We start from the raw sequence: 12,089 nt of genomic DNA, 5'->3' as shown, positions 1-12,089 counted from the left end.
CGACTTACTTATCCTTGCGGAGGATCTTCGTGCGGATAACGGACTCGCTGAGGTTGAGCAGACGGTCGAGCTCATCGCTCGTGGCCGGCTCAGCGGTGTAGTTGACGACAACGTAGTTGCCTTCGGTCTTGCCCTGGATCTCATAGGCGAGCTTGCGGCGGCCCCAGTAATCGGTGCCGTCGATGGAACCGCCCTCCTTGGTGACGATCTCCAGATACTGCTCGGTCAGCTTCTTCAGACCGCGCTCATCCAGCTCAGGATCGGCAATGAACATCAGTTCGTACTTATGCGCAGACATCACCCACCTCCTTCGGACTAAAGGCCGCGGACCTTCCACGGCAGGAGTGTGTATGCGACTGCCCGCAGGTGCTGCGGACAACCCTGCCAGCATACTCCCGATGCCTGACTTTCGGTGTCGGCGACGCGGCGCGCCCGATTTGCCGCCCACCGCGAAACCACGCGCGTCGGCTTATGCCCGAGCCTTGTTATATTAGGTGATGTTCCAATCCCATCAATCGACCGCAGGGTCGGGAAGGCGCAATATGTCGGCAATTCTCGAAGGCAAACCGGACAAGCGATTGGCAGTGGTCACCGGACGCGCCTACCCGCAGCTCGCCCAGGAGACCGCCGAATACCTGGGCACCCACCTGCTGGAGACCACCGCATACGATTTCGCGAACGGCGAGATGTACGTGCGGTTCACCGAACCGGTTCGAGGCGCCGATGTGTTCGTCATCCAGTCGCACACCGAACCGATCAACAAGTGGCTGATGGAGCAGTTCATCATGGTCGACGCGCTCAAGCGCGCCTCCGCGAAGTCCATCACCGTGGTGGCGCCGTTCATGGGGTATTCGCGCCAGGACAAGAAGCACCAGGGGCGCGAGCCCATCACCGCGCGGCTGATGTTCGACCTGTTCCGCACGGCGGGCGCCGACCGCATCATGACCGTCGACCTGCACGCCTCGCAGGAGCAGGGCTTCTTCAACGGCCCGGTCGACCATCTCACCGCCATGCCGGTATTGCTCGACTACGTGCGCAATTCCATGCCCATGGAGAACGCGACCGTCGTCTCCCCCGACGCCGGGCGTATCAAGGTCTCCGAGCAGTGGGCGGCGAAGCTCGGCGGCCTGCCGCTCGCCTTCATCCACAAGACCCGCGACACCACGCGACCGAACCATGCGGTCGCGCACGGCATCATCGGCGAGGTCGAGGGGCGTGACTGCATCGTCGTCGACGACATGATCGACACCGCCGGCACCATCTGCGAGGCCGTACGCACCTTGCGCGAGGCGGGCGCGAAAAGCGTCACGCTCGTCGCCACGCACGGCCTGCTGTCCGGACCGGCCATCGACCGGCTCAAGGATTGCGGCGCCCGCGAAATCGTACTCATGGACACCGTCCCCGTGCCCCAAGGCAAGCGCCTGCCCAACATGACCGTACTGTCGGTCGCGCCGCTGCTGGCGGCGGGAATCCGCTCCGTGTTCCAGTCCGGTTCGGTCACCACGCTGCTCAACGGGCTGCCGGACGACATGCGTCCGCGCAATATCTACGCGTGAAGAAGCAGACGCGAAAACGCGATGGGGTGATAGCCCGGCCACAGGGGCGCAGCGCCGCATCCCTACGGCCGGGCCGAAACCGGCCGACCACGATATGAAAGCCGGCCGAATGCTGAGCACGCGTTCTGCTAGCATGGCCCGCACACGTACACGACCGAAAGTTCGGGCATTGTACTGCGCAGTTACCCTTGCAATCGAAAGGCCATAATGTCACAGAAAATCAAGGTCGGCATTCTCGGCGCAACCGGCATGGTCGGGCAACGCTTCGTCACCCTGCTCGAAAACCACCCGTGGTTCGAGCTGGTCACCCTCGCGGCATCGGCGCACAGCGCCGGCAAGACCTACGAAGAGGCCGTCGGCGGACGTTGGAAGATGGAAACCCCGATGCCCGAATTCGTCAAGTCCATGGTCGTCAAGGACGTGGCGGACGTCGAGGGTGTCTCCGCAGGCGTCGATTTCCTGTTCTCCGCGGTCAACATGCCGAAGGACGAGATCCGCGCAATCGAGGAACGTTACGCGAAGACCGAAACCCCGGTGGTGTCCAACAACAGCGCCCACCGCTGGACGCCGGACGTGCCGATGGTCGTGCCGGAGATCAACCCGCAGCATTTCGAAGTCATCAAGTACCAGCGCAAGCGGCTGGGCACCACGCGCGGATTCATCGCCGTCAAGCCGAACTGCTCGATCCAGGCATATACGCCGGCCCTGGCCGCATGGAAGGAATTCGAGCCGCACGAGGTCATCGTCAGCACCTACCAGGCGATTTCCGGCGCCGGCAAGACCTTCAAGGACTGGCCTGAGATGGTCGGCAACATCATCCCGTACATCGCCGGCGAAGAGGCGAAATCCGAGAAGGAGCCGCTCAAGGTCTTCGGCCACGTGGACGACGCGACCGGCCAAATCGTGCCGTTCGAGGGCCCGCTGCGCATCACCTCGCAGTGCATCCGCGTGCCTGTGCTCAACGGCCACACCTCCACCGTGTTCGTCAACTTCGGCAAGGACCCATCCAAGGAGGAGCTGGTCGACCGCCTGGTGAACTACACGAGCGAAGCCGCCAGGCTCGGCCTGCCGCACGCGCCGAAGCAGTTCATCCAATACCTCGCCGAGGACGACCGTCCGCAGGTGAAGCTGGACGTGGACTATGAGGGCGGCATGGGCATCTCCATCGGACGCTTGCGCCCGGATTCGATCTTCGACTGGAAGTTCGTGGGGCTCGCGCACAACACGCTGCGCGGTGCGGCCGGCGGTGCGCTCGAATGTGCAGAAATGCTGCACGCGCTCGGCTATATCGAAGCGAAGTAAGGTCGCGTCGGCGGCAGCCGACACTGATCACGGCGGTATCTGCCCGTCTGTGTATGCCATGGCATGCGCGGATGGGCGGATACCGCCGTTTATTGTTCCTGCAGCCTGCCTGTTTGACGGGTTCTGTATGTCACGGCATACACAGCCATCCCGATATGGGAAAGATGGTCTGTTATACCACTCCATATGTCGGTGCATGTATGCCGGGGCATACGCACACCGACGCAGCGATACCCCGGAACACGGTAAGACACCAGGTAGCGCGGCAAATCGCCAGCCAGCAGGTCACCCGTGCCGCAAAAACAAAAGGAGCGTCTGTCACCGGTACATCCCGGCACAGACACTCCCCTTCATCGGCTCCGCCGTTGTCCGGCAGAGCCATCACCTCGCCTGCGGCTCAGCGGCCGGTGCCGCCGTAGACCACGGCCTCCACCTGGTCGGCGTCAAGGCCGTAGGCGGTGTGCAGCGCACGCACCGCGTCATCGAGCTGGTCGAGCGGGACCAGGGCCGCGATGCGAATCTCCGACGTGGAGATCATGAGCACGTTGATGCCCGCGTCGCTCAGCGCGTTGAAGAACTTCGCCGCCAGACCGGCATGCGTCTTCATGCCCACGCCGACCACGGCGACCTTGCCGACGCTCGTATTCACATCGAAGGACTGGTAGCCCAGATCGTCATGCTTGTTCTGCAGCAGCTCCTGCACATGTTTGACGGCGGTCTCCGGGACGGTGAAGGAGATGTCCGCGGTGCCGGTGGAGGCGCTCGCCTGCACGATCATGTCCACGTTCACGCCGACCTCGGCGAGCTTGGTGAACACCTTCGCGGCCATGCCGGGCTCGTTCGGCACGCGGCGTACGGTGACCAGCGCCTCGCTGCGGTCGTGCGCGACACCGGAGATGACCGGGGTCTCGGGGCCCAGGTCGGGGAACAGGTCGCCCATGGATTTATTATCGTTCTCGTTCATTGTTTCCTCGAATCAGTGCAACTTGCGGTAATCGTTGCGGTCAGTGGGACAAAGGGGTATATGCGGCCGGCAGCGGACGGGACCGGGACCGGCCGGCCAGACTATTCGCGTGTGAGGTTCGGCACCGACGCCGGGCTGACGCCCTCAGGCAGGATCAACGTGCCGTTGCGGTGGGAGAAGGAGCTGCGCACGTGCAGCGGCATGCCGAAACGCTGCGCGTATTCGACGCATCGCAGGGCGAGCACCTTCGAACCGCAGGACGACATCTCGAGCATGGACTCATAGTCGATGACCGGGATGCGACGGGCGGTCGGGACGATACGCGGGTCGGCGGTGAACACGCCGTCGACGTCCGTGTAGATCTCGCACACGTCGGCGCCAAGCGCGACAGCCAGCGCGACGGCGGACGTGTCGGAACCGCCGCGGCCGAGCGTGGTGGCGTCGCCGTCCTCGTTGATGCCCTGGAAGCCCGCGACGATGGCGACGCTGCCCTTTTCGAGCGCGTGACGGACACGGTCGGGCTTGACCGCGCGGATATGCGCCGCACCGAACCGCGCGTCCGTCATGAACCCGGCCTGGGAGCCGGTGAACGAGTACGCGTGCGAACCGGCGGAATGGATGGCCATGGACAGCAGGCTCATGGAGATGCGCTCGCCTGCGGTCATGAGCATGTCCATTTCACGGGCTGGCGGGGTCGAATCGATGCTCATCGCCTGGTCGATGAGGTCATCGGTGGTGTCTCCCATAGCCGAAACCACTACAGCAACGTCGTTGCCCGCGTTCTTCGTCTCGATGATACGCTTGGCAACGCGCTTGATCGAGTCAGTATCGGCGACCGAGGAGCCGCCGTACTTCTGCACGATAAGAGCCACGATTGTCCAATCTTCTCTAAAGGAATGTCCTGCGCCTGTATTGTACGCAAGTGTGATGATTATACGAGCCGCGGAATACGGCCGGATACACGGTGACCAGCATGCGGAACGGCGTGGTCACGGGACGCCTTGGGTCGGCACGGGGGCAGGCGGCCGGCTCAGGCTTCACGGCGGCCGGTCAGCGCCCTGCCGAGGGTGATCTCGTCCGCGTATTCGAGGTCGCTGCCGACAGGCAGGCCGCTGGCGAGCCTGGTGACCTTGATGCCGAGCGGCGACAGCAGGCGGCTGAGATAGCTGGTGGTCGCCTCCCCTTCGATGTTCGGGTCGAGCGCGAGGATGATCTCCTTGATGTCGGGGTTTTGCAGGCGTTCGAGCAGCTTGGGGATGTTGAGGTCGGCGGGCCCGACGTTGGCCATCGGGTTGATGGCGCCGCCGAGCACGTGGTACAGGCCGTGGTATTCGCGGGTGCGTTCGATGCTCATCACGTCCTTGGGCTCTTCGACCACGCAGACCATGGACTGCTCGCGCCTGGGGTCGGAGCAGATCGGGCAGGGGCTGGTCTCGCACACGTTGCCGCACACTTCGCAGAACCGGACTTTTTCCTTGACGTCGATGATCGCGTCGGCGAGGTTGCGCGCCTCGTCCTCGTTCGCCGACAGCAGGTAGAAGGCGATGCGTTGCGCGCCTTTCGGCCCGATGCCGGGGAGTTTGGCGAACGCGTCGATCAGGCGCTGGATCGCGCCATCGTATGCCAAGGCCATATTGTCATGTTCCTTCCTGCCGTAAAGATCGCTGTATCATCGGCGCGCCGGTGCGCCGCGGGGGTGCCGGTAGCCCGGTTTTCGGCGGGCCGGCGCGGCGGGCGCCGGCTATTGCTGGGCCGGGCCGTTCATGTCGTTGCGGCGGTTCGGCGGCTGGAGGTTCTTCGGGTTCTTCGGGTCGTCCGGGGCGAACTGTTCGACCGTTTTCACCTCGAACAGCTCCTTGAGCTCGTCGACGCTGAGTGCTGTGGCGGTGCCGAGCGACTCGTCGTTCAGCGAGTACTCGTCCTCCTCCGGGGGGACCGGCGCGGCGGCGGGGGAACCGGTCTGCCGGGCGGGGTCGGCGGCGCCGAAATCATCCGGTTGCCGGGCCCACGGGTCATCCGGGGGCTCGACGGGGTCCGGCATATCCTGCGGGTTGTCGAACGGCTGGGATGGCGTGTGCGCCTGTGCCGGAACGGCCTGCCACACGTCACCGGCATCTTGGGGGGCGCCGGCGCTGCGGGCCTGTATGTCCGCCGGCGGCATACCGGTGCCGGCCCTGCCTTGGGTGTTGCCGGGCGATGCCGCGGCCGCCGCGGGGGCGGACGGTACCGCCCATGGGTCGATGCCGTCGCTGATGTCGGGGACGGCAACGTGCTTGCCGTGGTGTCGGGGCGGTACGGAGGAGCCGGATGACTGGGCCGCAGACCGTGTTGGGGTATCTGGTTGCGCGGAAGAGCCCGACTGCGACGCACCGGGCTGTGCGGTACCTTGCTGCGCGGAGCCGGGTACGGGCAGCGGCTGCATCCATGGGTCATCCTCGTCGAGCATCTGGTCGGGCTTCAGCATCTGGCCCGATGATGCCGCCGGTGCGGGCGCCTCGGGCACAATCCCGACGGCAACCGGGGCGCTGGCCGCGGCCGCGGAGACGCCTGTATGGCCTCGGTGGCCCGGGTCATCCGGGTCCTGCGCACCGCCGTCCGCCTGCGCCGGGGTCTTGGTTTCCTTGCCGGACGCGCCATGCATCCCGACCGTCACCGCCGCAAGCGTGGCGGCGCTCTGCTTGGCCCGCGCGAGCGCGATCTCGCGTTTGACCTGGCTGACCTGTTCCGGTGACATTCGCCTGATGGATTCGACGGTCTCGCCGTTCGCCGCGGTCGGGGTCGGCGAGATGTGTGCTCCTTCGCCGAAGACCTGCCTGACCACGTCCTGCACCACGATTGACGCTTTCCTGCCGTCGTAGGCTTCGTCGGAGGATACCGCCAGCGCGAACGCATGCTGGTCGATCGGCCGGGCGAAGGTCATCAGCAGCTTGGATTTGCCGGCCGGCCCGGCAAGGAGGCGTACGGATGGCACCTGCTCGTGGCCCACGTATTCGCGCACATCCGACGGCAACGCGTTGAGGACCTCCTGCCAGCGTTCTTCGACACTGCGGGCGATGGAAGCCGAGCTTGCCGCGGCGGCGGGTGCGGCGGGTGACGCAGGTGACGCCGCAGGGGCGCCCGCAGCGGTTGGTGCCGGAGCCGGCGACTGCGCGGCGACCGTGGCCGGCTGCTGCCGCGGGTCCTGGCCGGAGGCTCCGGATGACCCGGACACTGGGGACACCTCGGACGCATGGTCGACGTCCCGGCGTCGCGCCGGAGCCTGTTCCCTGTGCTTGTTCCGGGACGAGTCGATGAAACCGGTGCGTACGGCCGGCCCGTCCGCCTGCGGCGACGCGGCACCGGTCTGGCCTGCCGCGGCCGCCGGGGTACCGGACGTGCCGAAAACATGCTCCTCACGGCCGGCAAGCAGGCGCGCGGCAAGCAGTTCCAGCCGCATACGCGGCGACGTGGCACCGGCCATGGCGCCGAGCGCGTCGTTGATGGTGTCGGCGATGGCCGTCAGTGAATGCAGTCCGAGCGCTTCCGCCTGCCGGTGCAGGTCGGCGATGTCCTCGACCGCGGCATCGTCGCTGAGGACGCTTTCCGCACGCTCGCCACCCAGGGTAAGGACCAGCAGGTCGCGGACGCGTGCCAGCAGGTCTTCGACGAAGCGTCGGGGTTCGAAGCCGCCGACGACGACTTTCTGCACGACCCCGTACAGTTGTTCGCCGTCGCGGTCGATGATGGCGTCGATGGCTTCGCCGACCAGGGAGTCGGGGGTGAAGCCGAGCAGGGCGATGGCGGAATCATGTGAGATAACGCCGTTCTGTGAGCCGACCATGAGCTGGTCGAGCACGGAGAGCGTATCGCGTACCGAGCCGCCGCCGGCGCGCATGGCGAGTTTGAGGACGCCGGGCTCGGGCCTGATCTGCTCCTTGTCGCAGATCCGCTCAAGGTAGGGTCCCATGATTTCAGGCGGGACCAGACGGAACGGGTAGTGGTGGGTGCGGGAGCGGATGGTGCCGATCACCTTGTCGGGTTCCGTGGTCGCGAAGATGAACATCACGTGTTCAGGTGGTTCCTCGACGATTTTCAGCAGCGCGTTGAACCCCTGTTGGGTGACCATGTGCGCTTCGTCGAGGATGAAGATCTTGTAGCGGTCGCGCGCGGGGGCGAATCCGGCGCGTTCACGCAGTTCGCGCGCATCGTCGACACCGTTGTGGCTGGCCGCGTCGATCTCCACGACGTCGATGGATCCGGGGCCGCCGGTAGCCAGGTCCTTGCAGCTGGGGCATTCGCCGCACGGGTGCGAGGTGGGGCCTTTCACGCAGTTCACGCATCGGGCGAGGATACGGGCGGAGCTGGTCTTGCCGCATCCGCGCGGCCCGGAGAACAGGTACGCGTGGGTGAGCCTGTTCTGGTCGAGCGCACGGCTGAGCGGTATGGTCACCTGGTCTTGCCCGATGACCCCGTCGAACGTATCGGGACGGTACCGTCGATACAATGCCAACGCCATGTCCAACTCCTTACATATGCAGCGACCGTGCTGTACCAGCATACGTGGCACGCGCTACCTGCCCGCCTGTACCGCTACCCCGGTGGTCAACGGGCCGAACGCGCCACACCGGTCAGCGGCATGCGACGGGCCCGGCGCGTGCTGTTGCGCCGACCGTCGCGTCCAGCCGCCCGCCAAGCCGATGGTCGACGCTCACGGTGACGTCCTCGCCGTCGACCAGGCATGATGCCATCATGCCGCCTTCCGCGCTGACGACTCGGGCGGCGGTCAGGCACGGATCGCCGGCCCCGTAGGCCATGGCGCTGGCGGCCGATACAGCCGCCGTGTCCGCCATGGTGCGCGCCTGCCTGGAGGCGATCCATACGCGGCCGACCATAGCCGCGGCCAGCAATGCAAGACAGGCGACACCCAGGACCATCAGCATGAGCACGGTCCCCGACCCACGCTGCCTGGCGTGTGCGGCGGCGCTCACGAGACCGCCCCGCTTGCCGACCCCTCGACCATGGCCGGCAGGAGGTCCGTCGCGCCCGGAACAACCGGGCACTGCGTGTGCGCAGTGACCAGTCCCCCATCCTCCGATACGGCGACAGTCGTGCCCTCCCCCGCGACCGCGATTGCGGCCGCCGACGCGATGCCCCGCGCTTCGGGGCCGGTGGCGGGCACGCGGGCGACCACCAGTTCCCGCACCGCGGCGGATGCGGCATCCTGGCAGGCCATCGACGTGGTCACTACGCGGGTCATGGACAGCAACAAGATCATGAGGACCATGGCGACGGGGAGCACCATCGCGAATTCCGCGGTGATGGCCCCCCGTTCGCCACGATGCGAGCACTGATATGAGCGGCGTCGCGCAACACCGGTATCCCCCGACCGTTGTTCCCCCGACAATCGTGTGAGTTCCGGAGCCGATACGTCAATCCCCCCGATGACGGCACGGCGATCCCCCGATACGCCGGTCATCCCCCGTCCGGCGTGATGGCCACCGGCAGGCGCCACGAACAACCGTTCATATACGTTGCGCATCTCAGCCCTTCTTCAGCTCCATCGCGCCTTTGATCAGGTTGATCACCAGGGTGCGTACGAGATCCGATTTGATGACGGCGAACAGGACCGCGGCGAAACCGCAGGCCGCCACCAGGACCATCGCGTACTCCGCGGTGGCGGCCCCCTTCTCCGGTTCCATCGCCATCAGGCGGACTCTCGCGTCGATCATGCATGCCTGTTCGCGCGCCTTGCGCGCGGCCGTGACGGGCGCCCGCCGCATCGCCCCTATGAACGACCGGCCGTGTCCTGTGGCTTGCTGGATGTGTGTCATGGCGTGTTTCCTTTCATCTCAACCCGGTACCCGGGTATCGCCCGCTGTGGCGATACCTCCCAGTGTGCCGGAGCCGGGGCGTGAACGGAACACGGTCCGGTGATTGTGGTCAGAAGTCGCCGGTTATCCACATCACCGGGATCAGGTTCGCACGCCGCGAACGAATCAGCCCATCATCAGCGACATGGCGGTTGGCACGACACCGACGGCGACGAACGCCGGCAGGAAGCACAGGCCCATCGGCAGCAGGATCCTCACCGACAACGCCGCCGCCCCCTCACGGATGGCATGGTCGGCCTCACGGTCAGCCCTCCGGATAGCCAGCTCCAACCCCTGCACGGGCGACGAGCCATGCTCCCAGGCATCGCGCAATCCACCGCCGATCAGATCACACACCGGCAGACGCCCCTCCCCGGCGGACCGCCAAGCATCCTGCCACGCGCACCCACGGCATAACGCCGCCGACACCGAACACAACACCTTCCCCTGAACGCCTCCCACCGCAGCACCCACGGATTCAAGGGCATACGGGATCGACGCGCCACCACGCAAGGCGACGGCAAGCATCTGCAACACCAGCGCCTCCCCAGGACGGACGCCCGCATCCGCCGGCCGGCCGCACGCACGGACACGATACGACGCAGACGGCCCCGCCCGCCACAACAACCACCACAACGCCACACACCACGCCGCGAGCGCAGCATACACGGGTACTATCTCCACACCCATTCCCAGCCTCCCCGCCAGTCACCCCTGATCAAGCATCGCACGCAGCATCGCACGCACCCATAGCGCACCGGACACATACCCGCCGGCCCCCAGCATCAGACACACCCATCCCGCAGGCGAAGCGCACAGCACCGCCAGCGGGTTCGCGCCGAGCAGCATCCCGAACGCCCACGTGCCGGCCGGCAAAGCCAGCAGCAGTTTCACCGTCGCCTTCGGCATCGCAGCAGCCTGGGCGACCAGCCGGTCACGGCCGACCGCACGGCGGAACGACACCCCCACCGCATCCAGGCATGGACCCAGTTCACAACCCAACCGTCCGCTCAGCCGCGCGGCGGCACACACTTCCACGGCAATCCGTTCAAGATACGCCGACTCGCCGTCACGGGCATGGCCGGCAAGCGCCCGCACCACCGCGAACCGGTCCACCGCCCGCACCGGCTCCCGCCCGGACAGCCTCGACAAGGCCTCTTCCAACATACCTCCCGCACGCACACCGGCAGCCAGCATCGCCAACGCGGCATCCAGGCCCATGGCGGTCCGCGACTCCGCCCGCCGCGGATCGACGGCGTCATCCAACCGCCACCGGCGGAAGGCACGGTCCCACCACGGCAGCAAAGACAGCGCCGCACAACATCCGGCGGCCAGCATCTGCCATGACACCATCACGCCTCCACCGCCTTCGGCGGGCAGCCACGCCACGACGTCGTCGCCGACGCCAGCCAGCGCGCCGCGAAATCCTGCCACCCCTCGATAGCCAATGGCCGTCCCGCGCCATCCCACGCCAGCAACGGCACCCCGACCAACGCGCCACGGACCAGCCCAAGGGTACCCACCTGCGCGATATGCCGCCCCACGGGCGTGCGCTCCACATGCAGCACTACGTCGAACGCGCCCTGCGCAAGCATACACAAGGCGCGCGCATCAAGCCCCGCCAGCAACCCCAACGAGGTCAGCCGCGCCGGCACACGCTCCAGACAGTCCGCATGCAGCGTCGTGGCACCCCCACGATGTCCGGAATTGAACGCACGCAACAGATCGGCGATCTCCTCGCCACGGCACTCGCCCAACACCACACGGTCAGGACGCATACGCAACGTCGCCTTCACCAGCTCAGGCAAACCGATCGCCCCAGCCCCCTCGATATTCGCCTCACGCGCGACCAGCGACACATGATTGCCACCTGAGACCGCCGCCAACTCGCCGAGCTCCCGGACCTCCTCGACACTGACGATGCGCTCGCCGATATCGCAGCGTCCGAGCAGCGCCTTGAGCAAGGTGGTCTTGCCGGCTCCTGTGCTGCCGGTGATAAGCATGGAGGCGCGGCCGTGCACCAGACCGTCCAGCAGGGCCAGCCATGCCGGCGGGAACATGCCGGCGGCGCACAGGGTTTCCAAGGTCGGCGGCAGGCTGCCGGGCAGGCGGATCGAGATCGAGGCGCCTTGCGGCACAATCGGCGCGACGACGGCGTGGATGCGGATGCCGTCCGCCGTCGACGCGTCGGCGATCGGGCAGGCGTCATCAAGGCGGCGGCCCATCTGCGCGCACAATCGCACGGCGTAGTCGCGCACGACTTGCGGCGATCGGAATGGCACGGCGATACGGCAGGGCAGCATGCCGGTACCGCGGTCCGCCCAGACGCCGCCGTCACAGGTGACGGCGATATCGGTGACCTGCGTATCCTGTGCCAGCCATTGCAGCGGACCGAAGGCGATGGACAGCGTCCTACGC

13 protein-coding genes are annotated in these 12,089 nt (G+C 66.5%); 2 read left to right on the top strand and 11 right to left on the bottom strand.

Translation table 11 applies throughout. The annotated features are described in order from the left end of the window. Nucleotides 1-4: 4 nt before the first annotated feature. Entirely contained in the window at nt 5-298 is a 294-nt protein-coding gene (rpsF, locus tag WD012_RS04175) for a 30S ribosomal protein S6 (protein WP_339562511.1), read from the bottom strand. A gap of 244 nt (nt 299-542) precedes the next feature. Between rpsF and WD012_RS04170 the strand changes: the two genes are divergently transcribed. Then, the gene (locus WD012_RS04170; protein ID WP_339562510.1) at nt 543-1,556 is read left to right on the top strand and encodes a ribose-phosphate diphosphokinase; all 1,014 of its coding nucleotides are present in this window, start codon (nt 543-545) and stop codon (nt 1,554-1,556) included. A 207-nt stretch (nt 1,557-1,763) separates the two neighbouring features. Beyond that, a complete protein-coding gene (gene asd, locus WD012_RS04165) occupies nt 1,764-2,858 on the top strand; it encodes an aspartate-semialdehyde dehydrogenase (RefSeq protein ID WP_339562509.1) in 1,095 nt (364 codons plus the stop codon). Nucleotides 2,859-3,255: 397 nt separating this feature from the next. Here the strand turns inward: asd and WD012_RS04160 are convergent, their stop codons facing one another. The 10 genes from WD012_RS04160 to WD012_RS04115 all read right to left on the bottom strand — a co-directional run bounded on the left by WD012_RS04160 (nt 3,256) and on the right by WD012_RS04115 (nt 12,073). Then, nucleotides 3,256-3,822, bottom strand: coding sequence for an ACT domain-containing protein (locus WD012_RS04160; protein ID WP_339562508.1), 567 nt, complete (start codon nt 3,820-3,822; stop codon nt 3,256-3,258). 101 nt (nt 3,823-3,923) lie between these two features. Continuing rightward, on the bottom strand, nt 3,924-4,694 hold the full coding sequence (locus WD012_RS04155) for an aspartate kinase (RefSeq protein ID WP_339562507.1): 771 nt from the start codon (nt 4,692-4,694) through the stop codon (nt 3,924-3,926). A gap of 158 nt (nt 4,695-4,852) precedes the next feature. Then, complete coding sequence (gene recR / locus WD012_RS04150) at nt 4,853-5,455, bottom strand: recombination mediator RecR (protein WP_339562506.1); 603 nt, start codon at nt 5,453-5,455, stop codon at nt 4,853-4,855. 108 nt (nt 5,456-5,563) lie between these two features. After that, complete coding sequence (dnaX, locus tag WD012_RS04145; RefSeq protein WP_339562505.1) at nt 5,564-8,317, bottom strand: DNA polymerase III subunit gamma/tau; 2,754 nt, start codon at nt 8,315-8,317, stop codon at nt 5,564-5,566. Between the two features lie 112 nt (nt 8,318-8,429). After that, nucleotides 8,430-8,789 carry an Rv3654c family TadE-like protein gene (locus WD012_RS04140; protein ID WP_339562504.1) on the bottom strand — a complete coding sequence of 120 codons (360 nt, stop codon included), beginning with the start codon at nt 8,787-8,789 and terminating at the stop codon, nt 8,430-8,432. Further along, nucleotides 8,786-9,340 (bottom strand): TadE/TadG family type IV pilus assembly protein, encoded by a 555-nt coding sequence (locus WD012_RS04135; RefSeq protein WP_339562503.1) that lies wholly within the window; start codon nt 9,338-9,340, stop codon nt 8,786-8,788. Before WD012_RS04135 ends, WD012_RS04140 begins: the two co-directional genes overlap by 4 nt. Before the next feature lies 1 nt (nt 9,341). Continuing rightward, nucleotides 9,342-9,632, bottom strand: coding sequence for a DUF4244 domain-containing protein (locus WD012_RS04130; RefSeq protein ID WP_339562502.1), 291 nt, complete (start codon nt 9,630-9,632; stop codon nt 9,342-9,344). A 165-nt stretch (nt 9,633-9,797) separates the two neighbouring features. Beyond that, the gene (locus WD012_RS04125) at nt 9,798-10,199 is read right to left on the bottom strand and encodes a type II secretion system F family protein (RefSeq protein ID WP_339562618.1); all 402 of its coding nucleotides are present in this window, start codon (nt 10,197-10,199) and stop codon (nt 9,798-9,800) included. Nucleotides 10,200-10,379: 180 nt separating this feature from the next. Further along, nucleotides 10,380-11,024, bottom strand: coding sequence for a type II secretion system F family protein (locus WD012_RS04120; protein ID WP_339562501.1), 645 nt, complete (start codon nt 11,022-11,024; stop codon nt 10,380-10,382). Next, nucleotides 11,024-12,073, bottom strand: coding sequence for a TadA family conjugal transfer-associated ATPase (locus WD012_RS04115; protein WP_339562617.1), 1,050 nt, complete (start codon nt 12,071-12,073; stop codon nt 11,024-11,026). Before WD012_RS04115 ends, WD012_RS04120 begins: the two co-directional genes overlap by 1 nt. Nucleotides 12,074-12,089: the final 16 nt, after the last annotated feature.

The organism is Bifidobacterium thermophilum, from assembly GCF_037482445.1.
In the GTDB taxonomy this organism is placed as follows: domain Bacteria; phylum Actinomycetota; class Actinomycetes; order Actinomycetales; family Bifidobacteriaceae; genus Bifidobacterium; species Bifidobacterium thermophilum_B.
The sequence above is the reverse complement of the archived record's forward strand: the minus strand, read 5'-3'. Positions and strand labels throughout refer to the sequence as shown.